This is a genomic window from Salinibacterium sp. SWN248 (genome assembly GCF_015864575.1).
Taxonomy (GTDB): domain Bacteria; phylum Actinomycetota; class Actinomycetes; order Actinomycetales; family Microbacteriaceae; genus Rhodoglobus.
The window spans coordinates 1,497,236-1,522,997 of the sequence record NZ_JADYWW010000001.1 but is presented as its reverse complement, the minus strand read 5'-3'; the positions used below and the strand labels follow the sequence as shown (position 1 = coordinate 1,522,997).

The 25,762-nt window shown below is 60.6% G+C and carries 25 protein-coding genes; 6 read left to right on the top strand and 19 right to left on the bottom strand.

The features are described 5' to 3' along the window. Nucleotides 1–125: 125 nt before the first annotated feature. Nucleotides 126–938, bottom strand: a complete 813-nt coding sequence (locus tag I6E73_RS07305) for an isoprenyl transferase (RefSeq protein WP_197124224.1) — start codon at nt 936–938, stop codon at nt 126–128. Then, the gene (recO, locus tag I6E73_RS07300) at nt 935–1,663 is read right to left on the bottom strand and encodes a DNA repair protein RecO (RefSeq protein WP_197105824.1); all 729 of its coding nucleotides are present in this window, start codon (nt 1,661–1,663) and stop codon (nt 935–937) included. Before recO ends, I6E73_RS07305 begins: the two co-directional genes overlap by 4 nt. A 157-nt stretch (nt 1,664–1,820) precedes the next feature. On the opposite strand from recO, the gene I6E73_RS07295 reads away from it, so the two are divergent. Next, nucleotides 1,821–2,567, top strand: coding sequence for an SDR family oxidoreductase (locus I6E73_RS07295; RefSeq protein WP_197124222.1), 747 nt, complete (start codon nt 1,821–1,823; stop codon nt 2,565–2,567). Between the two features lie 424 nt (nt 2,568–2,991). Next, nucleotides 2,992–3,654: a trimeric intracellular cation channel family protein gene (locus I6E73_RS07290; protein ID WP_197124220.1), complete on the top strand. Its 663-nt coding sequence runs from the start codon at nt 2,992–2,994 to the stop codon at nt 3,652–3,654. A gap of 115 nt (nt 3,655–3,769) precedes the next feature. Here the strand turns inward: I6E73_RS07290 and leuA are convergent, their stop codons facing one another. The 9 genes from leuA to hrcA form a co-directional block, all read right to left on the bottom strand. Beyond that, nucleotides 3,770–5,548 (bottom strand): 2-isopropylmalate synthase, encoded by a 1,779-nt coding sequence (gene leuA, locus I6E73_RS07285; protein WP_197105827.1) that lies wholly within the window; start codon nt 5,546–5,548, stop codon nt 3,770–3,772. Nucleotides 5,549–5,739: 191 nt separating this feature from the next. Next, nucleotides 5,740–6,639, bottom strand: a complete 900-nt coding sequence (era, locus tag I6E73_RS07280) for a GTPase Era (RefSeq protein WP_197105828.1) — start codon at nt 6,637–6,639, stop codon at nt 5,740–5,742. Continuing rightward, nucleotides 6,636–7,946 (bottom strand): hemolysin family protein, encoded by a 1,311-nt coding sequence (locus tag I6E73_RS07275; RefSeq protein ID WP_197124218.1) that lies wholly within the window; start codon nt 7,944–7,946, stop codon nt 6,636–6,638. The genes era and I6E73_RS07275 overlap by 4 nt, the downstream gene beginning before the upstream one ends. 6 nt (nt 7,947–7,952) lie before the next feature. Further along, nucleotides 7,953–8,414: an rRNA maturation RNase YbeY gene (gene ybeY / locus I6E73_RS07270; protein WP_197105830.1), complete on the bottom strand. Its 462-nt coding sequence runs from the start codon at nt 8,412–8,414 to the stop codon at nt 7,953–7,955. Between the two features lies 1 nt (nt 8,415). Beyond that, nucleotides 8,416–9,465, bottom strand: coding sequence for a PhoH family protein (locus I6E73_RS07265; protein WP_374189160.1), 1,050 nt, complete (start codon nt 9,463–9,465; stop codon nt 8,416–8,418). Further along, entirely contained in the window at nt 9,452–9,805 is a 354-nt protein-coding gene (locus I6E73_RS07260; RefSeq protein ID WP_197105832.1) for a histidine triad nucleotide-binding protein, read from the bottom strand. The genes I6E73_RS07265 and I6E73_RS07260 overlap by 14 nt, the downstream gene beginning before the upstream one ends. 17 nt (nt 9,806–9,822) lie before the next feature. Beyond that, a complete protein-coding gene (locus I6E73_RS07255; RefSeq protein WP_197105833.1) occupies nt 9,823–10,554 on the bottom strand; it encodes a 16S rRNA (uracil(1498)-N(3))-methyltransferase in 732 nt (243 codons plus the stop codon). Nucleotides 10,555–10,560: 6 nt separating this feature from the next. After that, nucleotides 10,561–11,661, bottom strand: coding sequence for a molecular chaperone DnaJ (dnaJ, locus tag I6E73_RS07250; RefSeq protein WP_197124215.1), 1,101 nt, complete (start codon nt 11,659–11,661; stop codon nt 10,561–10,563). Between the two features lie 23 nt (nt 11,662–11,684). Continuing rightward, on the bottom strand, nt 11,685–12,707 hold the full coding sequence (gene hrcA / locus I6E73_RS07245; RefSeq protein WP_197124213.1) for a heat-inducible transcriptional repressor HrcA: 1,023 nt from the start codon (nt 12,705–12,707) through the stop codon (nt 11,685–11,687). 211 nt (nt 12,708–12,918) lie between these two features. Here hrcA and I6E73_RS07240 point away from each other — a divergent pair, with 211 nt between their 5' ends. Both I6E73_RS07240 and I6E73_RS07235 read left to right on the top strand, forming a co-directional pair. Continuing rightward, nucleotides 12,919–13,287, top strand: a complete 369-nt coding sequence (locus I6E73_RS07240) for a DUF4870 domain-containing protein (protein WP_197105836.1) — start codon at nt 12,919–12,921, stop codon at nt 13,285–13,287. A gap of 125 nt (nt 13,288–13,412) precedes the next feature. Then, on the top strand, nt 13,413–13,787 hold the full coding sequence (locus I6E73_RS07235) for a DUF4870 domain-containing protein (protein WP_231599681.1): 375 nt from the start codon (nt 13,413–13,415) through the stop codon (nt 13,785–13,787). Between the two features lie 43 nt (nt 13,788–13,830). Here the strand turns inward: I6E73_RS07235 and hemW are convergent, their stop codons facing one another. Then, the gene (hemW, locus tag I6E73_RS07230; RefSeq protein WP_197124211.1) at nt 13,831–15,081 is read right to left on the bottom strand and encodes a radical SAM family heme chaperone HemW; all 1,251 of its coding nucleotides are present in this window, start codon (nt 15,079–15,081) and stop codon (nt 13,831–13,833) included. Nucleotides 15,082–15,185: 104 nt separating this feature from the next. Between hemW and I6E73_RS07225 the strand changes: the two genes are divergently transcribed. Beyond that, nucleotides 15,186–15,857: an HAD family hydrolase gene (locus I6E73_RS07225; RefSeq protein ID WP_231600843.1), complete on the top strand. Its 672-nt coding sequence runs from the start codon at nt 15,186–15,188 to the stop codon at nt 15,855–15,857. A gap of 47 nt (nt 15,858–15,904) precedes the next feature. Here I6E73_RS07225 and I6E73_RS07220 read toward each other — a convergent pair whose 3' ends face one another. The 3 genes from I6E73_RS07220 to I6E73_RS07210 all read right to left on the bottom strand — a co-directional run bounded on the left by I6E73_RS07220 (nt 15,905) and on the right by I6E73_RS07210 (nt 18,966). Next, nucleotides 15,905–16,543 carry a DUF1990 family protein gene (locus tag I6E73_RS07220; RefSeq protein WP_197105839.1) on the bottom strand — a complete coding sequence of 213 codons (639 nt, stop codon included), beginning with the start codon at nt 16,541–16,543 and terminating at the stop codon, nt 15,905–15,907. A gap of 4 nt (nt 16,544–16,547) precedes the next feature. Further along, complete coding sequence (lepA, locus tag I6E73_RS07215) at nt 16,548–18,416, bottom strand: translation elongation factor 4 (protein ID WP_197105840.1); 1,869 nt, start codon at nt 18,414–18,416, stop codon at nt 16,548–16,550. Between the two features lie 100 nt (nt 18,417–18,516). Then, nucleotides 18,517–18,966 carry a DUF4190 domain-containing protein gene (locus I6E73_RS07210; protein ID WP_197124207.1) on the bottom strand — a complete coding sequence of 150 codons (450 nt, stop codon included), beginning with the start codon at nt 18,964–18,966 and terminating at the stop codon, nt 18,517–18,519. 368 nt (nt 18,967–19,334) lie between these two features. Between I6E73_RS07210 and rpsT the strand changes: the two genes are divergently transcribed. Continuing rightward, entirely contained in the window at nt 19,335–19,595 is a 261-nt protein-coding gene (gene rpsT / locus I6E73_RS07205; protein ID WP_197105842.1) for a 30S ribosomal protein S20, read from the top strand. Nucleotides 19,596–19,716: 121 nt separating this feature from the next. On the opposite strand, the gene holA is transcribed toward rpsT, so the two are convergent. The 4 genes from holA to I6E73_RS07185 all read right to left on the bottom strand — a co-directional run bounded on the left by holA (nt 19,717) and on the right by I6E73_RS07185 (nt 25,675). Next, nucleotides 19,717–20,745, bottom strand: a complete 1,029-nt coding sequence (gene holA / locus I6E73_RS07200) for a DNA polymerase III subunit delta (RefSeq protein WP_197105843.1) — start codon at nt 20,743–20,745, stop codon at nt 19,717–19,719. Between the two features lie 166 nt (nt 20,746–20,911). Next, a complete protein-coding gene (locus tag I6E73_RS07195) occupies nt 20,912–22,552 on the bottom strand; it encodes a DUF2142 domain-containing protein (RefSeq protein ID WP_197124205.1) in 1,641 nt (546 codons plus the stop codon). A 160-nt stretch (nt 22,553–22,712) separates the two neighbouring features. Continuing rightward, nucleotides 22,713–25,088, bottom strand: a complete 2,376-nt coding sequence (locus I6E73_RS07190; RefSeq protein WP_197124203.1) for a ComEC/Rec2 family competence protein — start codon at nt 25,086–25,088, stop codon at nt 22,713–22,715. Then, complete coding sequence (locus I6E73_RS07185) at nt 25,085–25,675, bottom strand: ComEA family DNA-binding protein (RefSeq protein ID WP_307783857.1); 591 nt, start codon at nt 25,673–25,675, stop codon at nt 25,085–25,087. The genes I6E73_RS07190 and I6E73_RS07185 overlap by 4 nt, the downstream gene beginning before the upstream one ends. Nucleotides 25,676–25,762 lie beyond the last annotated feature (87 nt).

Sequence of the window (25,762 nt, the reverse complement as noted above, 5' to 3'; positions counted from 1 at the left end):
ATGCTGACCTGAACACAGAATACACCTTAAAGTCACCCTGACCAAAAGGGGTGACTAGCGCTCACCAACGGTTCAGCTCCCCCGAAGAGATCGCAGGGAGAAGTGCCGTGAAATACGCAGTGGTGTTAGCTAGCCTCACCCGTCGGCGCATCGACTGCGCCACCGAAGCGGCGCGAGCGGCCAGCGTAAATCTCGATTGCACGCCACAAATCTTCGCGCGTGAAATCTGGCCACAGCGTATCCAAGAAGACCATCTCGGCATACGCGCTCTGCCAGGGCATGAAGTTACTCATCCGCTGCTCCCCCGACGACCGCACAAACAGGTCGACGTCAGGCAATTGAGGCTGATACAGACGCTTCTGGATGAGCTTCTCTGAGACGGCGGACGGCTTCAATTTTCCCGCCGCAACGTCATCAGCAATCGAACGCACGGCATCCGCGATCTCGTTACGGCCGCCATAGTTGACGCACATAGTGAGCGTCAGAGTGCTGTTCTTTTCCGTGAGCTTCTCGGCAAACTGCAGCTCTTTGATTACCGAGGTCCACAGGCGCGGGCGTCGCCCGGCCCACCGCACGCGTACGCCCCACTCGTTGAGCTGATCTCGGCGACGGTGCAGCACATCGCGGTTGAAGCCCATGAGAAAGCGTACTTCTTCGGGCGAGCGACTCCAGTTTTCGGTCGAGAAGGCATACACGCTGACATGTTTGACACCGATCTGGATGGCACCAGCCACCACATCGAGCAGGCTCGCCTCGCCCGCCTTGTGGCCTTCCACCCGCGTCAGCCCGCGAGCATTCGCCCAGCGACCATTGCCATCCATCACGATCGCAATGTGCTCGGGAACAGAGCCCTTCGGCATCACCGGAGGGTGGATGCCCGTCCAGTCCAGCGGGCGAAACTCGACGGCATCTTTGTGAGTTTTTGCTACGCGGCTCATGCGCTCCGATCCACATGCTGAATGGAGCGAAGACTGCGCTCCAAATGAAACTGGGTGTACGCGGCAACGACGCCACTTGCTTGGGAACGCGACCGTTCTTCCGAGGCTTCCGCGACATCCCACTGGCCGGCGAGCAACGCGCCGAGCAGTTCAAGAGTGTCGGGGCTGAGTCGCGGCGAACCGGGCGGGGCAACCTCGTCGGCAACCACACCACCCATTTGCGCCACAAAAACCGAATGCGGCCCGGGAGCGCCTGTCACCGCGCAGTCGACAAAACTCGGCGCCCAGCCCGCAATCGAGAGGCTACGCAAGAGGTACGAGTCAAGGGTGAGACTCGGGTTGTGCTCGCGCCGCGACAGAGACCGCAGCGCGCCGACCAGCAGAAGGTATTGCTGCAACGAGCCGTCGTCATCCGTGACTTTGTCAGCGGTTTCGACCATCACGCTCGCCGCGGTGTAGCTCGCATAGTCGGCCGTGATCTCTGAGCCATACGACCCCAACGATTCAGCCTGCTGAATGATGTCGAGGCTGCGCCCGATATAGCACTGGATGTCGGCGACCATGAAGGGTTCCAGCCGCGCCCCAAACTTGGAGGCAGTACGACGCACCCCTTTGGCTACCGCGCGGATCTTGCCGTGCTCACGCGACAGCATGGTGACGATGCGGTCAGCTTCCCCCAGCTTGTGGGTGCGCAGCACGACGGCTTCATCACGATAAGTTGGCACTCCACAAGTATCCTCCGCTTGTCGCAAGTTTGCTGAACGACGGCCCGCAGAGACGCCGTTTCACTCAGCGCCCTGCCCCCGGAGCTCTGCGCGCGGTACATTGTGCACAGCGGTGATCGCCGGCACCCCATGCCCGTTGCCGCAGGGAGGCGATCTCATGATTCTCGTTACCGGCGCGACCGGCGCCCTCGGCAGACCAACCGTGGAGCTACTCCGCGCCGCCGGCCAGCCCGTGCGATCGCTCAGCCGCCGCTCCAGCGACATCCCAGACACCGTCGTCGCAGACCTCGCTACCGGCATCGGACTGTCGGATGCTCTCGCCGGAGTCACCACGGTCGTGCACCTTGCCTCGGGCGCGAATGCTCACGACTCGCAGCACACCAAAAATCTCCTAGATGCCCTCGTTGCGCATCCTGTTGAGCACCTCATCTTCATGTCGATTGTCGGCGTCGATAAACACGCGTTCGCGTACTACCGCGACAAGCACCTCAGCGAGCAACTGATCGCCGCGTCAGGGGCTCCCTACTCGATCCTTCGCGCCACCCAGTTTCATAGTTTTGTTGCCGGGCTGTTGAGAGCTCAGCGATGGTCTCCGGTGACGATCGTGCCCGCGTTCACCATGCAGCCCGTCGCCGTCGAGGAAGTCGCCGCGCGCCTAGTCGAACTCGTGGATGCTGGTCCCGCCCAACGCGTCGCTGACTTCGCAGGCCCAGAACAGCTGGAATTCCGTGAGCTGGCGCGGCAGTGGAATGTCGCGCACGGCCGCCGCCGCCCGACGCGGGCGCTGCCCCTACCCGGCCCCGTCGGACGGTCTTTCGCTCGCGGCGACCACCTCGGCACGCCCTCAGGTGCTGGCCACACGACATTCGCGCGGTATGCGGAGAACGCCGCAGCCTCGCCCTGACGCTTCGGGCCGTGTGCCGCTCTGAACGTCGATCCTGTCGGAAACTCAGGAGATCGACGCGAGTTCCGAATCCCGAAGCGCACAAACTCGGGCTTCTCACACTCCGCCCGACCGCTTTTCCTGAGTTTCCAACGTGGGCCGGGCCGAAAGTGCGCGCGGCGCCGAGTGGGTGCGTGGCCGAGGGAGCACGTCGGCGGCGCGTCAGCAGCAGCAGCAGCAGCAGCAGCGGCAGCGGCAGCAGCGGCAGCGGCAGCGGCAGGGGCAGGGGCAGGGCGAGGGAAGCACGTCGGCAGCGCAGCAGCAGCGCAGCAGCAGTGCGGCTGGTCGGCAGCGCGGCGGGTCGGCACTAGCGGTTCACCCGGCGATTGCAGGCTTGCCCAGAGCACAACTGCGCCGCCCGGCCCGCGCGTGGTACGAATGGTGCGTGAACGAGACTTTCGAGATTCCGCTGTGGGCGGGGCTGTTAGCGGTCGGCGTCGGAGCAATGCAGGGCGCGATGTTTGCCGCCCAGTTTCGTGATCGCCGTCTAGATCTCCTCGGCGTCGCCATCATTGGCATTTCATCGGGTTTCGGCGGTGGCATGGTGCGCGACATCGTGCTTTCTGAAGTGCCCGCCGTGCTCTCCACCAACTGGTACCTCCTGGTCGCGACCGGGGCCGCGCTCTTCGGGATGCTGCTCGAACGCCTCATCGCCCGGTTGGGTCCGCTCGTTACGCTGCTCGATGCCCTGACGATTGGCTTGTTTGGCGCGATCGGCACTACCAAAGCGCTTGCAATGGGATTACCCGATGTGCCGGCCATTTTTGTGGGGGTCATTTCCGCCGTCGGTGGTTCCATTCTGCGTGACATGCTGCTCTCAATGCCGATTGCGCTCATGCACGTGGGGTCGCTCTACGCGGTGGCCGCGGTATCAGGCACAACGAGTCTGGTAATCATGCGCAACTTTGACGTTCCCGTTCTTCTCGCCGCGTCAATCTGCGTCGGGATCACGGTGGGCGTGCGTGTGCTCGCAGTGCTCTTCAACTGGACCCTTCCCGAACAGCGCACCATCAACGGGATTCCCAAATTCCGTCGCCCGCCACGCTAGCCAAGCTTCGCGTGAGCCTGCCAGCAAACCTTTGCCCCACGCTCATCCGCAGTACCGCTGTTAACGCACGAATGCCCCGCAGCGCTGAGCTGCCGGGCATTCGTGAAGCGCAGACCTAGCCTGCGACCAATTCTGATTCGGGAGCGTTCTGGGTCGCACGCACCCAACGGTTTACCGCTGAGACGATCGCCTTGAGCGACGCCCGCGAGATATCCCCGTCGATGCCAACGCCCCAGAGACGCTGGCCGTTGATGTCGAGCTCAACGTAGGCAGCAGCCTGCGCATTGCTTCCGGCACTCATGGTGTGCTCGACGTAGTCGTAGAGCTTCACTTCAATGCCTCGGCCCTGAGCGGACAGCATTCCCAAGAATGCATCAATCGGGCCGTTTCCGACGTGACTGGCATCGATCTCGGAGTCGTCGACGCGCAGGCGAGCCTCAAGGCTCACTTCGCCATCGTTGGCACTCGTCGCGCGAGTAGCGAGCAGTTCGTACCGCCCCCACTTCTGGTCCGCGTGATCTGCGGATGCCGGCAGGTATTCATCCTGGAACGAGGTCCAGATTTGTTCGCTCGATACCTCGCCACCCTCGGAGTCGGTCTTCGACTGAACGACACCGCTGAATTCGATCTGCAGTTTGCGCGGCAGGTCGAGATTGTGGTCGGTCTTGAGTAGGTAGGCGACGCCGCCCTTACCTGACTGCGAGTTCACGCGCACGACGGCTTCGTAGCCGCGGCCAACATCTTTGGGGTCGATCGGCAGGTACGGAACAGCCCAGACCAGCTCGTTGACGTGCTTGCCCTCGCGTTCGGCCTGAGCCGCCATCGACTCGAAGCCCTTCTTGATGGCGTCTTGGTGCGATCCGCTGAAGGCCGTGTAGACGAGGTCGCCAGCCCACGGGCTGCGCTCGTGCACCTTCAACTGGTTGCAGTGCTCAGCGGTGCGGCGAATCTCGTCGAGGTCACTGAAGTCGATCTGCGGGTCGATGCCCTGCGTGAAGAGGTTGAGGCCCAGAGCGACGAGGTCAACGTTTCCGGTGCGCTCACCGTTTCCGAACAGGCAGCCCTCAATGCGGTCAGCGCCAGCCATGTAGCCGAGCTCGGCCGCAGCGATTCCGGTTCCACGGTCGTTGTGCGGGTGCAGCGAGATGATGACGCTCTCACGGTGATTCACGTTGCGCGACATCCACTCGATGGAGTCGGCGTAGACGTTGGGGGTAGCCATTTCGACGGTGGCAGGCAGGTTCAGGATGACCTTGCGCTCCGGCGTGGGCTGGAAGACTTCGAGCACTTGGTTGCAGATATCAACCGCGAACTCGAGCTCGGTGCCGGTGTAGCTCTCGGGCGAGTACTCGTAGTAGACGTCGGTCTCAGGAACCATTGCCTCGGATGCTTTACAGATGCGAGCGCCGTTGAGGGCGATATCGATGATGCCCTGCTTGTCTTTGCGGAACACGACATCACGTTGCAGCACGCTCGTGGAGTTGTAGAGGTGAACGATCGCCTGTTTAGCGCCCTTGATCGACTCGTAGGTGCGCACAATCAGTTCTTCGCGAGCCTGCGTGAGCACCTGAATGGTGACGTCATCCGGGATCGCGTTGGTCTCAATGAGCGAGCGAACGAAATCAAAGTCGGTCTGGCTGGCCGAGGGAAAGCCAACCTCAATCTCTTTGTAGCCCATTTTTACGAGCAGATCGAACATAATGCGCTTACGTTCGGGGCTCATCGGGTCGATCAGAGCTTGGTTGCCATCGCGCAGATCGACGGCACACCAGCGGGGTGCCTCGGTGATGCGCTTGGACGGCCACGTGCGGTCCGGCAGATCAACAGGGATGATCTCGTGATACGGACGGTACTTGTGGATCGGCATCGATGATGCGGACTGATTGTTCTTCATGGTGTGCTCCTGCTGTTCTCAAAGCCTTGTGGGCCACTCGTTACGGATCTGGTCAGCCAATGACAAACACCGCGACGAGGGAGGCCTCTATTAGGACTCGTCGCGGCAGCTAAGGAGGAGCAGACCGAACAACACATTTTCAGACTAGCACTGCCCGCGCCGCAACGAGTGATTGGTTACAGAACCGCGACTTAGAAGCCGAGGCGGCCCAGTTGCTTAGAGTCACGCTGCCACTCTTTGGCAACCTTTACGCGCAACGAGAGGAAGATCTGCTTGCCGACGAGCTTCTCGATCTCTGCACGAGCGCGTGCCCCAACATCCTGAAGGCGCTCGCCACCCTTGCCGATAATGATGCCCTTTTGGCTATCGCGCTCGACGAAAATGTTGGCGAAGACTTCGAGAAGGTCTTTGTCGTCGCGCTCGATCATGTCGTCAATAGTGACGGCAATCGAGTGCGGCAGTTCATCCATAACGCCCTCGAGGGCGGCTTCACGAATGAGTTCAGCAACGCGCGACTCCGTCGACTCGTCGGTGACAGCGTCATCCGGGTAGAGGGCGTTGGAGACCGGCATGAGCTTGACGAGCTCGGTGGAGAGGATGTCGAGCTGGATGCTGTCGAACGACGAGATCGGAATGATCTCGTCCCAGTCGCGCAGTTCCGCTACGGCCTTCAATTGCTCGGCAACACCGGGGCGCGACGACGCATCGATCTTCGTGACAATCGCGACCTTCTTAGCGCGAGGGAAGGAATCCAACTGTTCGTTGATGTAGCGGTCGCCTGGACCGATCTTTTCGTTGGCCGGAATGCACAGGCCAATAACGTCAACTTCGCCGAGAGTGTCTTGCACGATTGAGTTGAGTCGCTCGCCGAGCAGCGTGCGCGGACGGTGCATACCGGGGGTGTCCACGATGATGAGCTGGCCGTCTTCACGATGCACGATCCCGCGGATGGCGCGGCGGGTGGTCTGCGGCTTCGATGACGTAATTGCCACCTTCTCCCCCACGAGCGCGTTCGTCAGTGTGGATTTTCCCACGTTGGGTCGACCTACAAAGGTCACGAATCCTGCTCTGAATTCACTGGCGTCGGTCACTGTGATTCACCGTTCTCTCGTTCATTCGAGCGTGGGTCTTGCTGATTATCAAGCCAAGGGTCTCGCGATACCAGCACTGTGCTGATGCGTTTGCGACGCCCCTCGGTACGTTCTGCGGTGAGCACGAGCCCGGAGTAGTGCGCAACAGCACCGCTCTCCGGCAGTCGCCCCAGCGTTTTCATGATGAGTCCACCAACCGAGTCAACTTCGTCATCGTCGAGTTCGAGGCCGAACAGGTCACCCAGCTCGTCGATCGGTAGTCGCGCGCTCACGCGGAACGTTCCGTCAGCCAACTCTTCGAACTCGGCAACTTCACGGTCGTACTCGTCAGAGATGTCACCAACAAGTTCTTCGATGAGGTCTTCCAACGAGACTAACCCCGCGATTCCACCATACTCATCGACGACCATGGCCAAGTGGTTCGATTCGAGCTGCATTTGCCGCAACAAACTATCGGCACGTTGCGACTCGGGCACGAAGAGCGCCGGTCGTGCGAGTTCCTGAGTCGTCAGTTTGTCGGCTTCTGCCGGCTGTTCGTAGACGACACGGGCAACGTCGCGCAGGTAGAGCACGCCCATCACCTGATCAATGTCTTCGCCGATCACTGGCACTCGCGATACACCACGGCTCAAGAAGAGCCCCATGGCAGCACTGGCCGTGACCTCGGCCTCGACCGTCACCATGTCGGTGCGCGGAATCATGACCTCACGCACCACGGTGCTGTTGAACTCAAAGATCGAGTGGATGAGGTCACGATCATCCTGATCAAGAACTTCGTGCTCGGCGGCTTCATCCACCATGCTGAGCAGTTGTTCTTCACTCGAGAAGGTTGCCGTGCGGGGACGACCAGGCGTCACTCGGTTACCGAGCGCCACCAGCGCATCCGCAATCGGACCAAGGATGACGCGGATGCTGCGCACCAACGTCGCCGAGATCTGCAGCACCTTGCGAGAGTGCGCGCGTCCCACACTGCGGGGGCTGGAACCGACGAGCACAAACGATGCCCCGGTCATGATGAGCGCGCTGAGAAGCAATACGAGCCACCACTGCTCGAACGCAGACGCGAAGACGAGGGTGACCAATACTGCCGCCGTGGTTTCCACAACAATGCGCATGAAATTGAGCGCGTTGATGTGAGCACCAGTGTCAACCGAGATCGCCATGATGGATTTTTGGGCGCGACTGCGCCCCGCAAGTTCGACGAGATCGCTGCGGCTCATCACCGTAAGCGCCGAGTCTGCGGCCGCGAGCAAACCACCAAGCGACACCAGCAGGATCGCCACGGTGATAAAAATGCCGATCAGCATGACCGGCTACTTATTTCGGTCTGCAAGGGCAAACCCCGACAGAATCTCGCGCTGAAGGCCAAACATTTCTTTCTCTTCTTCCGGTTCTGCGTGGTCGAAGCCGAGCAGGTGAAGTAAACCGTGAGTCGTCAGCAAGAGCATTTCGTCGAGCGGCGAATGACCAGCGGTCTCGGCCTGCGAAATCGCAACCTGAGGGCAGACGACGATATCGCCAAGCAACCCCGCGGGGGTTTGGCGGTCTTCTGTGCCGGGGCGCAGTTCGTCCATGGGGAAGCTCAGGACGTCGGTGGGACCTGGTTCGTCCATCCACTGCACGTGAAGCTGCTCCATGGCGGCCTCGTCGACGAAGACTATGCCGAGCTCGGCATCCGGGTGCACGTGAAGCTGGTCGAGCGCAAAGGTGCACAGGCGTTGGAAGGCGTGCTCGTCGACGTCGACGCCTGACTCGTTATTGATCTCAATCGACACGCTAGCGTCCCTCGTGGTTGCGGCTGCGCTTCGGCGACCGATTTTTGCGGTTGTATTCGTCACGCTGCTTCTCAGCGTCATAGGTTGTGTAGGCGTCCACGATTTGCCCGACGAGGCTATGACGCACAACGTCAGCGCTCGTCAATTCAGCAAAATGGATGTCGTCAATGTCGCGAAGCACGTTCGAGACGAGCTTGAGTCCGCTTGCCCCCTCGGGCAAGTCGACCTGCGTGATGTCGCCGGTGATCACCATCTGGGAATCGAAACCGAGACGCGTGAGGAACATCTTCATCTGTTCCGGCGTAGTGTTTTGGGCCTCGTCGAGCACAACGAATGAGTTGTTGAGCGTGCGACCGCGCATGTAGGCGAGCGGGGCAACCTCAACAGTGCCCGCTGCAAGCAATTTAGGCACAAGTTCGGGATCCATCATGTCGTTGAGCGCGTCGTAGAGCGGACGCAGATAAGGGTCGATCTTGTCGGTCAACGAACCGGGCAAGAATCCCAAACGCTCCCCCGCCTCAATGGCGGGTCGGCTCAGGATGATGCGGTCAACCTCTTTGCGTTGCAACGCCTGCACGGCCTTGGCCATCGCCAAGTACGTCTTTCCGGTGCCGGCCGGGCCGATTCCGAACACGATCGTATTGTTGTCCATCGCGTCGACGTACTGCGACTGACCAAGCGTCTTCGGGCGAATCGCCTTTCCGCGTGCCGTGAGGATTGTTTGGCCAAGGAGCGTTTTCGGGCTGCCCTGATTCTGTCGCAGGATGCGCGCCGAAGCGTCGACCTCAATCTCGCCCAAGTCGTGTCCTCCGCGCACCATAGTGACCAGTTCATCCACGAGTTCTTGAGCGGATTCCACCGACTCTGGTGGACCGCTCAGAGTGATTTCGTTGCCGCGGACGTGCATTTCAACGTCGGAAAACTTGCTCTCCACCACTCGCAAGAGTCGATCTTGCGGACCAAGTAGTCGCACCATGGCGACACCGTCTACTTCAATCGAGACGCTTGTGCGGTCTGTAGAACGTTCGGACTCAGAGTCACGAGTGACCAAGGGTGCCTTCCTCGAGGTTTCCGCCGAGCACATGTGCGTGCACGTGGAAAACGGTTTGACCAGCGTTTTCGCCGGTGTTGAAAATCAGTCTGTACTGTCCGCCTGCGTAATCGTCGGCAAGCTTCTGCGCCACCGCGACAATGTCGGCCAAAAGTGCAGGGTTGCCAGCAGCAAGTTCTGTCACGTTGGCGAACTCTTCGGTCTTCGGCACAATGAGCAGGTGCACGGGCGCCTGCGGGGCGATGTCTCGAAAAGCGATCACCGAATCTGACTCGAAGACAATATCGGCGGGAATTTCGCGAGCAATGATCTTCGTAAAGATCGAGGGAGAATCAGACATGTCTCTAGCCTAAACCTCTAGCTCCAACGGCCAAGCTTGACGTTCAAAGCCGCCAAAGCTGCCGGGCCCGCAGTTGAGGTGCGCAACACTTCACTACCCAGTCGAATCGTGGATGCACCGGCCGCCGTAAGGAGCGCCAGCTCGTGATCCGCGACACCACCCTCCGGCCCCACCACCAGAACGATGTCACGGTCGTCGACGTCGAGGTCCGCAAGCGTTTCTGTCGCAGTAGGTTCGAGCACGAGCATCCGCGTCGTTGACGCAAACGCTGCCAACTGCTTTGTCGTCACAAGATCGAGCACGTCAGGAAGCCACGTGCGCAACGACTGCTTGCTCGCCTCCCGCACAATTGCTGCCCAGCGGTCGCGCCCCTTGGCGACCTTGGGGCCTTGCCAGCGCGAAATACTGCGTGCGGCCGACCAGGGAATAACACCGTCGACACCCAGCTCAGTGGCCACTTGCACGGCGAGCTCATCACGGTCGGCCTTGGCAAGAGCCTGCGCGAGGAATACCGCGGGGGTACGCCGAGGCGACTGCTGCACTTCGGCAACCTCAATCGTGAGCTGCGTATGTTCCGCCGTGACAACCGGACCGGAGACCACGAGACCCGCACCGTTGCTGATGGCAATGACTTCGCCAACCTTCAACCGCGAGACGGTGACCGCATGGCGCGCCTCAGCATTGCCGAGCGAAACAGTATCGCCGACACTCGTGTCACCGAGCTCCTCATCGATATAGAGGTGAGCCACGGCGACCTACAGGAACCGGTCGCGGAGCTTCGCGAACAAGCCCTGCTGGAATTCGGCGAAATGCGGCTGCTTGCTCTTGCGTACAGCAGCCAGTTGCTTGAACAAGGTCTGCTCCGCACCGCTGAGCTTGGTGGGCGTAACCACCTGGATGCCCAATCGCAAGTCACCACGACCGCCACCGCGAAGGGCGGTGATTCCACGATCCTTGACCGTGAGCACCTCGCCACTCTGCGTTCCCGGCTTGATGCCTACCTCGACTTCGCCGTCAAGCCCGTCAAGCATGACCGTGGTACCCATGATCGCGTCGATCATCTGCACTTCAACGGTCGCAAGCAGGTCATCGTCTGAACGGCTGAAAATGTCGTGGTGGCGAACCTTGATCTCCAAGAACAGGTCACCGTGCGGGCCACCAGCGGGGCCAACTTCACCTTGACCGGGCATCTGCAAGCGCAGACCGGTCTCGACGCCGGCAGGAATATCCACCGAGATCGTGCGCTGCGCTCGCACACGGCCCTGGCCTGCACACGTAGCGCAAGGATTCACGATGATGTTCCCATAGCCGCGGCATGTGCCACAGGGGCTTGACGTCATGACGTTGCCAAGAAGGCTGCGCACCTGGCGCTGAATCTGGCCGCTGCCTTGACAGATGTCGCAGCGAATCGGCGAGGTTCCGGGAGCCGTGCAGCTGCCCTCGCAGGTCTCACAGAGTTCAGCAGTGTTGACCTCGATATCGCGCGTGACGCCAAACATCGTGTCCTTGAGGCTGACCTCAATGCGCAGCAGAGCATCCTGGCCACGCTCACGACGCGAACGAGGACCAGCGGTCTGGCCGCCACCGCCGCCACCAAAGAACGTTTCGAAGATGTCGCCGAAACCGAAGTTGGCTCCGCCGAATCCTCCGCCGCTGCCGCCCATGTCGTACTGCTGGCGCTGCTGCGGATCGCTCAATACGTCGTACGCATGCGTCACCGACTTAAAGCGCTCCGACGCATCCGCGCTCGGATTCACGTCAGGGTGCAGCTCGCGAGCAAGCTTGCGGTATGCCTTCTTGATTTCTTCTGGCGTCGCTTCGCGCGCAACGCCCAGGGCTTCGTAGTGATCTGCCAAAGTTCCGATTGCTCCTTACGAGCTCAGTTTTCTTCCAAAAGTCGTGACAGGTACCGCGCTACCGCGCGAACCGCTGCCATGTTGTTCGAATAATCCATTCGCGTTGGGCCAAGCACGCCCAACCGCGAAACACCGCCGCCGAAGGAGGAATACCCTCCCGTGACGACCGATGTCTCTTCTAGTCCAAATTCTGCGTTCTCTCGCCCGATGCGAGTAGAAACTGATCCATTTGCTACTTCCATCTCCCCAAAGAGGCGCAACAACGTTACTTGCTCTTCTATTGCCTCAAGTACAGGAAAAATGCTGCCGGTAAAGTCTTGCTCGGTTCGTGCAAGATTTGCGGTGCCAGCCAAAACGAGCTTGTCGGCACGGTTAGCCAACACCTGTTCCACCAAACTTGACGTCACTTGAGCGACAAAAGGACGGCGTTCAGCTGGGAAAATTTCAGCAAAACTTGCAAGTCGCTCAGCAGCCTCGGGCAATGACTGCCCGTTGAGAGCCGAGTTGAGTTTCGCCCGCAACTCGCCCAAGAACACCTCATCAAGCGCCTCTGGGAGATCAATAAGTCGCTGCTCGACTCGACCAGCGTCGGTGATAAACACCGTCATGATCCGCGTCGCCGTGAGCGGAACTAGCTCCACATGGCGCACCCTGGCCGTTGCCAGCGATGGGTACTGCACGAGAGCGACGCTGTTGGTGAGCTGCGACAGCAGGCGAACGGAACGCGCAAGCACGTCATCCAGATCGTCAGCTTGGCCGAGGAACGACTCGATTGCTTGACGCTGCGCGCTCGTCAGGGGTCGCAAGTCAGCCAGTTGGTCGACAAACATACGGTAGCCCTTATCGGTGGGCACACGCCCCGACGAGGTGTGCGGCGCCGTAATAAGTTCTTCGTCTTCGAGCAAAACCATGTCGTTGCGAATCGTCGCTGCTGACACTCCAAAAGAATGCCGTTCAACGATCGACTTAGAACCGACAGGCTCGCGCGTAGCAACGTAGTCCTGCACGATGACTCGAAGCACGTCAAGTCCGCGGGCGGAAACCATGCCACCACCCACCTTTCCTGATTGGCACTCAATCCGTTCGACTGCCAATCTTACTCGACACTCCGCGACACACCCGTTGCACCGCGCGTGCCATACCGCTAGCGTGTCTTTGTACTTGAGCGCTACCTTTCTGTGGAAATGCTCAGGTGTGACACCGAGCACTTTGATGAAACCCGGGAAGTTCCCTCGTTCACCTGAAAGGCACGAACACATGACTGACGCAAACCCGCAGCCCGCAGCACCGCAGCCGGCCGCACAATTGACCGCAACCGAAGACAACCAGTGGGCATCGTTCGCTCACTTGGGCGGAATCATCGGCTTCCTTCCCTCTCTGATCATCTGGTTGGTCTTCAAAGACCGCGGTGCTTTCACCAACGTTGAAGCCAAAGAAGCGCTGAACTTCCAGATCACCATCGCGATCGCCTACATCATCTCGAACATTTTGGTAGCCGTTTTCATCGGCGCTATCTTGCTCCCGATCGTCTTCGTCGTGTCGGTAATCTTCTCGATCATCGGCTTCACCAAAGCGAAGGACGGCGCAAACTACCGTTACCCCTTCGCACTTCGCCTCATCAAGTAGGGTCTTCTTCGCAGTAATGGCCCTCATCGGCTAGACCGATCGGGTTTCGCCCCGAGAGCTTCGGCTCTCGGGGCTTTCTCATTTCCCAATGCACGCTTTGAGCCAATGCAGGGTTTAATGGAGTCATGTCAGATTCCACACCACCACCCACCTCGCCGTACGCGCCGATCCAACCGATGAGTCCGAGCGACGAGAAGCTCTGGTCGACACTGATTCACGTCGGCGGAATCTTCTTCAGCTTCATTCCCGCTCTTATCGGGTACCTCGTACTCAAGGACCGCGGACCGTTCGTGCGGGCCCACACCCGCACCGCACTGAACTTCCAGATCACGATGGCGATCGCTTACGCGATCGGTGTCGTCCTCACCACGATCTTCATCGGCCTCTTCTTGATCATCGGTGTCGGCATCGTAATCATCATTTTCAGCATCATCGCCGCCGTCGCTGCTAACAAGGGCGAGGCCTACAAGTACCCGCTGACCATCGAGTTCATTAAGTAACTCGACGGTGGCGCTCTAACACAGTGTCACTCACCGTGTCGCTCTAAACAGGGGCGTCTGCTAGCAATCGTCGTACCACGGCATCCGCAAGCAGGCGCCCCTTAAGCGTGAGGTTAATAGTTCCACCGATAGCGGCTCTGGCCTCCACCAACTCATCCGCGATAAGACCGGCAACCGCCGTGCGGCCTTCTGCATCGAGCGACGCCGTGGTCAGACCGTTGCGAACGCGAGCACGCAAAAGCACATGCTCAAGATACTTACTGGAATCTGCGAGCGTCTCTCGACCCGCCCCCGGTGAGTGACCGGCTGCGATTCGATCGGCATAGGCTGCCGGATGCTTCACATTCCACCATCGCACCCCGCCCACGTGGCTGTGTGCACCCGGGCCAACACCCCACCAGTCGTTGCCCAACCAATATCCGAGATTGTGGCGGCTCACGTGACTGATCGCCGGGTTCGCATCACGCTTGGCCCAGTTGCTGACCTCGTACCAGTCATAACCGGCCGCGGCGAGCTTCGCGTCTGCCAGCTCATACATGTCGGCCTGCAGGTCGTCATCAACGGGGGCGACATCACCACGCTTGATCTGGGCGGCTAGCTTCGTGCCCGTTTCGATAATGAGCGCATACGCCGAGATGTGGTCCGGGTTTTGGGCGATCGCGTGATCGAGCGAACGCTCCCAGTCAGCCAGCGACTCCCCCGGCGTGCCATAAATGAGGTCGACACTCACGTCGAGCTCAACGTCGCGCGCCCACTTCACGACGTGAGGAACTTTTTCAGGATCATGAGTGCGCTCGAGAGTAGCAAGCACATGCGGCACCGCGGACTGCATGCCGAAGGATACCCGCGTGAAGCCGGCCTCTTTCAAAGCGAGAAGGTAGTCGCGGTCGACAGAGTCAGGATTAGCTTCGGTGGTGACTTCGACGTCATCCGTGAAACCCCAGGTGTCCCGGGCCGCAGCGAGCATCCGCGTGAGATCAGTAACGGGCAAGAGCGTTGGCGTGCCACCCCCAAAGAAAACGGTTGATGCTTTTCGGGGCGCAACGCCCGCATCCGACAGCACCGTGGATGCCTGCCTGATCTCAGCAACCGCCTCGGTGGCATAGTCCGAGCGCTTCGCTCCCCGCAGCTCCTCACCCGTGTAGGTGTTGAAGTCGCAATACCCGCAACGAACCCGGCAGAACGGCACGTGAATGTACACACTCCAGTCGCGGTTCGCAGAGTCAACCGCGACACTCTCGGGCAGCGCCCCGTCTAGAGGGGCAGGATCAGCAATCGGCAACGCACCTGGCACGAACTAATCCCCTTAACACACGGTGAAGAAAGCGTGCCAACACTATGACATGCGGGCACACGTCAATTGTCGCACCCCGGACATGGGAGCATGGATGAGTGACTATGCACATCCTGTGGGACATCGACGGAACGCTCATCCATAACTCGACCGACGGAGCTGCCGTCTACCTCGATGCATTCACCAGAGTCACCGGTGCTGCGCCCGCGAAGCTCATCACAAACCCCCACGGCAAGACCGAAGGACAGATCCTCACCGATCTGCTCGTGCTCAACGGATATGCCGCCACTCTGCTCGACGATGTGCTCACCGAGCTCGATGTGCGCACGCAGGCGTTGCACGACAATGGCTACGTGCGTTCCGCTGTTACCGGAGGGCCACAGGCACTTCGGGCCGCCGCCGACCATCGCTGGGCAAACGCGCTCCTTACCGGCAATGGCCATCAGCATTCCCGCGTCAAGCTTCTTGCTGCAGGCTATGCCGCAGAAGACTTCAATTGGGAGACCTCGTTCTTCGGCGATCGCTCCCCCGACCGCCATCACCTCACCGCGCTCGTCGCCACCGTGCTCGGAGACCAACCCAGCGTGATCGTTGGTGACACCCCGAATGATGGCCTCGCCGCGGATTCTGCGAACATCCCCTTTATCGCGGTTGCTACCGGCACCTATAGCATCGCCGACCTCCGCGAAACCAGTGCACTCGTCGTTGTCGAAAACCTCGAGAACGGCCTCGACGATGTGCTCGGCGCTATCGACGGACTAGCAACGCGCGGCTAGTGGTAGGCGCTGTGCGAGAGGGCATACTTGCCCGCTAGCGTTGCGAGCTACGCCGCAGGCTCTATCGGCGCAGCGCCATCCTGCTCACCCGGCAGCTTCGCGGGAATTGCTCCCGCGAGGGCGCGCAAGTAGCGGCTCACCACGAGGTACTGAAAGATTCGTAAAGCAGGTGAGAGCAACATCCACTTGAAGGATGCCGGCCGCGAGAACGAACGCACCGTCATCCACACCGAGTTGTCGTCGCGACGTTCGATCATGAACGACTCTTCACCGCGCAGAGGATGGCCCTCAAGGGTTCCATAGGCAAAGCCAGCAACCGTGGGGTCATCAACGACATACACAACGCGCACCGGCTCGTGCGCTGTGTACCGCCCACGGCCTACCGAGAGCACAATGGTGTCGCCGGGACGAACGAAAGGGTGATCCGCGCTATCAGCGGAGAGATCGCGAAGTTCGCCATGTGGATCGCGGGGCAACAACGTGACACCAAACCCGCTGCGACGCTTTACGCCCCAGGTAAGGATCTGTTCGCGAGCAAAAGCCCAGCGCTGCTCACCATGCCCGATGCGAGCACTTCGCTGCACACGACGGAAACCAGCGGGAGGCAGCACCGTGAAAGTGCTGCCGCGCGTGGCACCTACCGCTCCGTACGTGACGGGCGCATTGGGGTAGGTGCGGGCATCCATAGGTCTACTTCTTCTCTTTCCCGGCTTCGACTTCACCGGAAAGCGCAGCGATAAAGGCGGACTGCGGAACTTCGACACGACCAACCATCTTCATGCGCTTCTTGCCCTCCTTCTGCTTCTCAAGGAGTTTACGCTTACGGCTAATGTCACCGCCGTAGCACTTGGCGAGAACGTCTTTGCGCATCGCGCGGATCGACTCACGGGCGATGATGCGTGCACCAATCGCGGCCTGAATCGGCACCTCGAATTGCTGGCGCGGAATCAAATTCTTCAAACGCTCAGTCATCAGCACGCCGTAGGCATACGCCTTATCGCGGTGCACGATCGCGCTAAACGCGTCAACCGCTTCGCCCTGAAGAAGAATGTCTACCTTCACCAGGTCAGCTTCCTGGTCGCCACTGGGCTCATAGTCGAGGCTCGCATAGCCCTGAGTGCGGCTCTTGAGGTGATCGAAAAAGTCGAACACGATCTCGCCAAGCGGCATCGTGTAGTGCAGCTCAACGCGATCGGTGCCGACGTATTCCATGCCCTGCATGGTGCCTCGACGCGACTGGCAGAGCTCCATGACCGTTCCGACGAAGTCTTTCGGCGTCAGAATGGATGCCTTCACCATCGGCTCAGAAACGCTTGCGATCTTGCCGCCAGGGAACTCGCTCGGGTTCGTGACCGTCGTGAACTTTTTGTCGTCGCCCATTACTTCGTAAATAACGGATGGAGCCGTAGCGATCATGTCGAGATTGAACTCACGCTCAAGACGCTCGCGCACAATCTCCAAGTGCAGCAGGCCGAGGAACCCACAACGGAAACCAAAGCCCAACGCCACAGACGTTTCGGGTTCGTAAACCAGCGCAGCATCCGAGAGCTTGAGCTTGTCGAGAGCCTCACGCAGCACCGGGTAATCGGAACCATCGATCGGGTACAGACCCGAGAAAACCATCGGCTTCGGCTCGGAGTAACCCTTGAGCGGCTGCGTCGACGGCTTGGCAAAGTTCGTGACCGTGTCGCCGACCTTGCTCAGGCGAACATCCTTCACACCGGTAATGAGATAACCAACCTCACCAACGCCGAGCCCCTTCGTCGGGGTCGGTTCGGGCGAGCTCACCCCGATCTCGAGCAACTCATGCGCCGACTTCGTCGACATCATCATGACTTTCTCGCGCGGTGACATCTTGCCGTCGATCATGCGGACGTACGTGATGACGCCGCGGTACGCGTCGTACACCGAGTCGAAAATCATCGCGCGGGCAGGAGCCGATGGGTCACCGACCGGGGCCGGGATGAGGCGCGTTGCCTCGTCGAGAAGCTCGGGAACGCCCATGCCGGTCTTGCCCGAGACGCGAAGAACGGTCGAGGGGTCACAACCGATGAGGCCTGCAATTTCTTCGGCATACTTGTCGGGATCAGCCGCCGGAAGGTCGATCTTGTTGAGCACGGGGATGATCGTGAGGTCGTTCTCCATCGCCAAGTAGAGGTTGGCGAGAGTCTGAGCTTCGATACCTTGGGCCGCATCCACCAAAAGAATTGCGCCCTCACAGGCCGCCAACGAACGCGAGACCTCGTAGGTGAAGTCAACGTGGCCGGGAGTGTCAATCATGTTGAGCGCGTAGGACTGCTCCTTGCCGTTTTCATCGGTAAGGGACCAGGGCATGCGCACAGCCTGGCTCTTGATGGTGATGCCGCGCTCACGCTCAATATCCATGCGGTCGAGGTACTGCGCCCGCATATCGCGGTCGCTAACAACCCCCGTGACCGACAGCATGCGGTCAGCGAGGGTGGACTTGCCGTGATCGATATGCGCGATGATGCAAAAGTTGCGGATAAACGCAGGATCGGTCGAAGCAGGCTCAAGTGTGTAAGAGGCGCGAGGAGACATCCGCCCAATTCTCCCATGAAGCCGACGATCCTGCGCGCACCCACCGCTGCGACAGGCCAAAGCCCGCGCCGTTACCGGTGCGGGCTGGACTGCGATTCGCCTAAAGTGCGGCGCCGAGAAGGATAAAGGGCAAGGAAATAAGGGCGCCAGCAATAACAATAAAGACCCAGCCGAACGTTGCTACACACGCCAAGACAATGCCCCAGATAGAGAAACCGCGCCCGGTTGGTTCATCCCGCAGGCCGAAAACGCCCAGAATCACGGCAGCCAAAGGCACCACGATGGTCTGCGCGAAGAAGACCGACGCAATACCGAGGCTGAGAGCGAGGATGCTCATCGTGCGAGCACTCGACTTCCCCACGGGAGTGGAAGCTGCGGGCTGCGGTGACGTCGACGTCGACGGAAGCTGTGAATCGGTTGCAGGATCGGCCGACGCATCGCTCGCCCCATCAGGGCCAGCCGCCAGCTCGGCACGCTCATCAAAGGTGGGAGCCTCCGCTGCTGCGGATTCGGGAACTACGACAGTGGAAGAAGCGTGTGAAGAAGTCATACCTCCACGATAGAAAAACAGAACCGGACCGGGTAGCGGGGTAACCCCCGAAAAACAGGGAGGGACGACCGGATACTCGGCAGCCGAGGCTCCGGACAGACTGGCAGTGCTGCGGTGCACTTCGGGGACTCAGGCGTGGCACAGAACGTGAGGCGCTCATGGTCAGTAGTCTGTAACAAGCCGACAAGCACACCGCGCAGGTTTGCTCTGCAATTGCCATAGCTCCACAGCGCTGGTAACGTTGCCTGTTGGCTTATGCATAAGGTTCTTCGTCGAACAGTATGCGCATCGCGGCCGGGAATCAGAACGTCGATTCTCTTCCACGGCCGCCCACCATCTCTGATCCACAAACAAGAAAGCACATACACGTGGCAAATATTAAGTCGCAGATCAAGCGCATTGGTACCAACAAGAAGGCACAAGATCGCAACCGCCAGGTCAAGAGCCAAGTCAAGACCGCTATTCGCGCAACGCGCGCAGCGATCAAGGCCGGCGACAAAGACGCCGCTCTCGCGAACTTGAAGCTCGCTTCCAAGTCACTCGACAAGGCAGCCGGCAAGGGCGTCGTACACAAGAACCAGGCAGCCAACCGCAAGTCGGCAATGGCCAAGCAGGTTGCAGCACTCTAAAGACCTCTGATCGGCAGTACGCCGAACACACGAAAGCCCCTCATCGTTCGCGGTGAGGGGCTTTCGTGGTTAAGCGCGACGTTGCAATGCTGCGATGACGCAGTGTCGCGGCTCCGTCGGTCTAGTGGATGCCGCGCGCGGCCACCACAGAGATCATGCGTTCCAGCGCAAAGACAGGGTCGCGCCCCAAACCTTTCACCTGAGCATCCGTATCGGCAATTGCCTCAATGGCGGAGCCCAGCCCCGCATCGCTCCAGCCCCGCAGATCTTTCATCGCCCGATCGGCTTGCCAGGGGGCCATCCCGAACATCTTGGCGGCCTGGCCGGAAGACATTGATCCTCCGGAAAGTTTGGCCATGGTGCGCAGTTTCGAAGCAAACGCGGCAACGATTGGTACCGGGTCGGCGCCTGAAGCTAGCGCGTGACGCAGAAGCACGAGAGCTTCTCCAGAACGCCCGGCGATCGCGGAATCGGCGACCTTGAACGCGCTCGTTTCAACTCGCCCCGAGTAATAGCGGGCGACTGTTGCTTCGTTGATTTCATCGGCGTCGTCGGCGAGTAGCTGCTGACAGGCTGCGGCGAGCTCCGCGAGGTCAGCGGAAAAGGCGGAGACGAGCGTTCGGAGCGCTCCGGGGGTAACCCGTCGACGCTGTGCTGCGAACTCGGCGGATGCGAAATCGTATTTCTCGGCATCCTTTTTGAGCTCGAGGCACGTGACTTCGATGCCACCGCCTTTGCCCGCCCGGATTGCGTCGAGCAGCTTCTTGCCGCGCACTCCCCCGGCATGACGAAGCACTAGATAGGTGTCGTCGGCCGGCGCTTCGAGGTAGGACAGCGTTTCGGTGATGAATGCATCCGTGCACTTCTCGACGTTGGTGACCCGAATCATCCGGGGCTCACTGAACAGTGACGGGCTCGCGAGACTGATGAGCTCGCCCGGACCGTAGTGGTCTGCCTCTAGGTCGTTGACCTCGAGGCTGGGGTCTTCGACTTTGAGGGTGTCGCGCAGCATGCGGATGGCACGATCGGCCAAGAAACCTTCGGTGCCGCTGACAAGCACAATGGGAGCTGGGCGCACCTTGTTCCACGCCAATTGCGGGATCGCGACTTTAGACTTTGCCGGCGATCGGGCGGGGGTTCTGGCGGCCACAAGACTCCTCAATTAGAACTGCAAACCCAGCCTAATGCCGGGCGCCCACATCCTTCTCCGACCACACGAAAACCACGCCAGGAGTCATCGTCGCTGTCCGCTTTGGCCGAAGAGTGTAGACGCGGGCGAATGGCCGACAGCGGTATGGTGCCGAGGCCGTGCCCGCTTACTTGCGCGCTCCGCCCTCCGCCGAGTCATCGTTCAGTACGCGCGGTTCAGCTTCCAGTATCTGGTCATCGCTGAAATCTGCGGCCAATCCTGCGCCCGGTGCGAGGCGCGAACCCAACACCAAGGCGAGGGCAACGGTGACGAGCGCTGCCGCTGTGAGAGCGAAGTACGCGAAGGTCGGGAGATCGAAATATGCTGTGGCGGCGTCGATAGCCCCGCTGTCCGAGGAATAGCGGTTCGGCCATGACGACAGCAATAGCCACCAGTTATGGGCCCAAGCGATGAGCCAGCTGCCCAGGATCACGGCGGTGAATGCCACTGACCGCGCCCGAAGCGCCAACTTTCGCCCGATGATCCCCCACAGACTCGCGAAGACCATCGAGTAGGCCACGATGCCGCCAAAGACGTAGCGGCCTTGCACTCCGCGTTCGGCGACGCCGTAGGTCTCGTAGACGCTGTACGAATTCACAAATAGTACGGCGATCACGATTGCGGGGAACGACAAGAGAAGAAGGCTGATAGCGCGATTGCGTGAATAGAACACGACGATGATCACGGCAGCCACGAGAACGAGACCAGCGATTGCCACTAGAACCACCGGCAGAGTCTGACCACCATCTTCTGGACGCACCCCCCGAGCCCAAAACAGCGAGTTCAAGCGCAGCCAGAACTTGGCAAAGTACTTGAGGACGTCGATATCGGCGAGTGGTTCGCTCAGCGGTGTTCTGAGATTGCCCGCGACACTCGGTTGGATCGAGCCAATCAGAATGAGATTACGGATCCACCACCAGCCGCCGACCAGCGCAGCAACCGCGGATGGAATAAAGCCCAGCAATAACCAGTGCTTTCTCCGCGGAGTGCTGCGAAAAGCAGCAACAAGTGAGAGACCGAACACGAGCGGAATCGCAAACAGCGCGAATCCTTTCGTCAATAGAGCAAGGCCAAAGACGAACCCTGCGGCGATGAACAATCCCACCATCTGATGGGGTTTACGCCACGCTCGAACGAGAAGGTAGAGTGCTCCGCTGATCGTAGGAACCAGAAGGGTGTCGTTCGATATCAACCCTGCGAAACCGACGAAGAACGGGATGGTCAGGAGACTGTACGCGCCGATGATTCCGAGCGATCGAGATCGCGTGAGACCCCGAACCGTACCGGCAATGGCCGGCACCGAAATGCTCACCAAGAAGACCGAAAAAATTCTCATCAGGAGAAAAGCCTGATCCCACCGCAGGTTATCCGTACCGGTTGCAGCAACGGCACCCGCCGTGAGGAAGTAGTACAGCGGTGGATGCTGCACCATGTTGTCGATATCAGAAATGTCGTTGTCGAACTCAGCGAGCACATTAGAACGGTCAGTCGCGAGTGGAACTGGATCGATTGCTGGCACGTTCGAGAGAGTTCGCCCCGACTCGAGCCACGCTCGATGTACGGATGGTTCAATTCCTGCTTCGTACGGGAGCGGCCACCCTCCGCCGTCCACCACACGAACCACCGAATTGTAGTGATTGCGCTCGTCGGGACCACCAAAGTAGGGCGTCGTAGCGGCAGCGAAGACTCCAGCGAGAAAAACAAGGAGCGTGGCTGCCGCGACGTGAATGAGGTAGGCGCGTTCGACATTTTTCTTTTCGTCCTGCACGCACGAACCCCTTACAAACCGGTATTTCCCTGTATCGCCGGCGCTAATCCCGAACGACTGCACTATTGCAACGGCTCTCACTTTAGTGGCTCGAACTCTTGTGAGAGAAACTCCGCTGCCTCAGCGCCGGCGACGCGCTGCACCTGGCGTGGCCACGCCTTCACCCCGCAGGAGATCCAGCACCGTTCGACCACACCACAACCACGCCAGGCCGGCGCGCGGGCGACACCAGAACGAGGCCATCACGATCACTCCGCGCCACCGCGGTGCCTGCATCGTCGAGCATGGCGAGGGCATCAGCGGTTGGATGCCCGTAGCCGTTGTCCGCTCCGACTCCGATGAGTCCGAGGGTGGCCTTTAGTTCGGTGTAGAGGGCCGGGTATTGATCGCCAGAGCCATGATGGCTGACTTTGACGACATCCACTGGCCTGAATGTCTGAGCCGCGATGAGTCGCGCTTGAGCACTCTCGCCAAGGTCGCCGAGGAACACGGCGCTGAGGCACTGCTCCACGCAATCGGCTCGCGGACGAAACTCGATGACTACGCTGGCGTCATTTCCGGGTTCTATGCCGGACAGTTGCGCAGTCGGCCACAAGATGCTCCACTGCAGTTCCCCGAGCTGACCACGGTCTCCCGCGTGAATCTCCGTTACCGCTGCCCCTGCGGCCGCGAGAGCCTCCAGCACAGCCTCGTCTTCTGGTGAACTGACCGGACCAACCACGGCAGCGCCAACCCGCCCTACGACTGTCTCAGTCCCGCCGACATGGTCGTGATCGAAATGGGTCAATACCAACAGGTCGATGTGGTCTATTGATAACCGTTCCAAGCAACTTTCGAGAAGTTCAGGCTCAGCGCCGGTGTCGATAAGTGCCGTTGTGCCGCCGCTGCGAACGACGACCGCGTCTCCCTGCCCGACATCGCACTGCGCGAACTGCCAGTCCCTCGGCCAGGTCACGGCGGCGCTCACGGCTGAGCCCGCCACGACAGCAAGCGCACACGTGGTTGCGATCGCGAGCAACTTCAGCGCGTGGGCCCGCCAGACTCCACTGGCCACGAGGGCCGCGAGGAGAAGCGCCGTCAGGACGCTGAGCGTCACGACGCCCACCCAACCGTCCCACCAGGGGATGCGGGCCCACGGCGCTTCTGCAAAGTACTCCGCCACCGCCGCGACCCAGGCGGAGGGAAGCCACGCAATCCACATGAGCGCTAATCCGATCAGCGGAATCACGGAAAGCGCCACGCAGGCCGCGAGGCCAACCACGGTAGCGATGGGCGCTGCGGGTGCCGCCAACACGTTGGCGAGAACTCCATAGGTGGGCAACGAGGGCTGCAACAGGAGCAGCACGGGCTGGCAGGCCAGCTGGGCGGCCAACGGTACGGCGATCACCAGTGACAGCCACCGCGGCATCCAACGCCCCAAAAACTGCGCGAGCGGCTCGGCAAAGAGCAGGAGACCTGCCGTGGCGAATACTGAGAGCACGAACGCGAAGTTGCGTGATAGCCATGGGTCGAAGACGAGGAGCGCGATCGTCGCGAGTGACAGCACCGCCATTCCTCGGATCGGCCTGCCGCTGCCCAGCGCGATCAGCACGAACGTTGCCATGAGCGCTGCGCGCAGCACACTCGGATCGGGAGTGACAACAATCACGAATGCAAGCAGCACAAGGATCGAGATGCCGATCCTCACAGCCCGCTGGGCACCGACCCTGCCGCCGAGAGCCATGATTAGCCCGACGACAATCGCGCAGTTGGCGCCCGAGACCGCCGTGAGGTGACTCAGCGAACTTGTCTTCATGGCGGCATCCAGATCATCGCTCACGGCGCTGGTATCGCCGATGGCGAGCCCGCCCAGAAGTTCCCCACCACCACCCGGCAACGACGAGGTGGCGGCCGCAAACGTGCGTCTCAGTTGATTCGCCCAGTCGAATTGCCAGTCAGGATCGGCCCGCCACTCGAGCGCGTCAGTCGCGAAGAGCAGCACTGCCCGCCCATCGCCCGGGGCAGTGCTCGCCAAGGTACCCGTGACCGTGAATGTGACGCCGATCCCCCACGGTTCGTCGTCGGTATTCGATGTGTTTGGACCGGGCTTCGGTGCATCAGGCGCGGCATCGACCCCACCAAAGCCGCCACGTTCCGTGAAGATCAGAGCGGGCGACTCGAGTTGGGTTGATTCGCCGTCGGCCTCGAGAGTGGTGATGGTTGCCTGAAAGAAGTCGGCGCTGTCACTGACGGCAGAGGTGGTTGTCGCGATGACAGTAACCGTCGTGTGCTGCGCAGCCAGCTCGCCCAGCGCTTCGGGCTGACGTGTCTCAGCATGAACAGCGACAGACGTGGAGCACAACGCGGCCAGAGCACATCCCAAGGCGACGCTCGCGAAAAAACGCCGTTGGCTCAGCAGCGCACCCGCAATGAGCGCCCCGGCAGCAAGCCACAATGCAATGGCGACAGCAGGCGCCCACCCCGGCACCCCAATCACGACAACGGCAATAAGCCACGCAGCCGCTACGGGCAGGCTGAGCCGCAGGTCGAGATTCATACCGTGACCAGGTCGCGCAACCCGTCGAAGGTAGCGTCTCCGATTCCGGCGACGTTGCGCAGATCATCGATGCTCGTGAAGCGCCCGTTTGCCTCACGCCATGCCAGAATGCGAGCGGCCATCGCGGGCCCGATACGAGGCAGCGTATCGAGGGCAGCGGCATCCGCGGTATTCAGGTTGACTCGTCCATCGGATGCCGTGGCCGCGGCAGCCTCGTCGCCAGCTGCGGGCACGGCGAACTGCTCTCCATCAGTCAACACACGTGCCAGATTGAGTTGATCCTGCTTCGCGTCTTCGGTGAAACCCCCAGCGGCAGCGATCGCGTCGATCACGCGTGATCCCTCGGCCAGCTCGAAGAGCCCCGGGCGCACCACCGCCCCAGTTACGTGCACAAATAGCGCGGGCGATTCCACCACGAACACGTCGTCACCCGAGCCCAGTTCGCCGCGCGCAATCTCTACGGCAGTGGGGCTGCCTGTGAGTGCGGTCGCGAGCACGGCGCAGCCGAGCGCAACGAGCACCACCACGATGACAGCGCCAACGCGCACCCGTAGCCGCGCTTTACGGGCCTGCTCAAACTCTTCCACCCCCACAAACTAAACGCGCCCCGATCGCTCGGAGCGCGCTGAGTTGAACGTGTGGACTTGCTTAGCCTTCGGTGGGCTGTTGACGAG

Bases quoted from the DNA above. Each gene is read 5' to 3' on its own strand.
- I6E73_RS07190 (WP_197124203.1), bottom strand. From the start codon at position 25,088: ATGAATCTCGACCTGCGGCTCAGCCTGCCCGTAGCGGCTGCGTGGCTT.
- I6E73_RS07295 (WP_197124222.1), top strand. From the start codon at position 1,821: ATGATTCTCGTTACCGGCGCGACCGGCGCCCTCGGCAGACCAACCGTG.
- I6E73_RS07235 (WP_231599681.1), top strand. From the start codon at position 13,413: ATGTCAGATTCCACACCACCACCCACCTCGCCGTACGCGCCGATCCAA.
- lepA (WP_197105840.1), bottom strand. From the start codon at position 18,416: ATGTCTCCTCGCGCCTCTTACACACTTGAGCCTGCTTCGACCGATCCT.
- I6E73_RS07240 (WP_197105836.1), top strand. From the start codon at position 12,919: ATGACTGACGCAAACCCGCAGCCCGCAGCACCGCAGCCGGCCGCACAA.
- I6E73_RS07210 (WP_197124207.1), bottom strand. From the start codon at position 18,966: ATGACTTCTTCACACGCTTCTTCCACTGTCGTAGTTCCCGAATCCGCA.
- hrcA (WP_197124213.1), bottom strand. From the start codon at position 12,707: ATGGTTTCCGCCCGCGGACTTGACGTGCTTCGAGTCATCGTGCAGGAC.
- leuA (WP_197105827.1), bottom strand. From the start codon at position 5,548: ATGAAGAACAATCAGTCCGCATCATCGATGCCGATCCACAAGTACCGT.
- I6E73_RS07275 (WP_197124218.1), bottom strand. From the start codon at position 7,946: ATGCTGATCGGCATTTTTATCACCGTGGCGATCCTGCTGGTGTCGCTT.
- I6E73_RS07225 (WP_231600843.1), top strand. From the start codon at position 15,186: ATGCACATCCTGTGGGACATCGACGGAACGCTCATCCATAACTCGACC.
- I6E73_RS07305 (WP_197124224.1), bottom strand. From the start codon at position 938: ATGAGCCGCGTAGCAAAAACTCACAAAGATGCCGTCGAGTTTCGCCCG.
- I6E73_RS07220 (WP_197105839.1), bottom strand. From the start codon at position 16,543: ATGGATGCCCGCACCTACCCCAATGCGCCCGTCACGTACGGAGCGGTA.
- I6E73_RS07260 (WP_197105832.1), bottom strand. From the start codon at position 9,805: ATGTCTGATTCTCCCTCGATCTTTACGAAGATCATTGCTCGCGAAATT.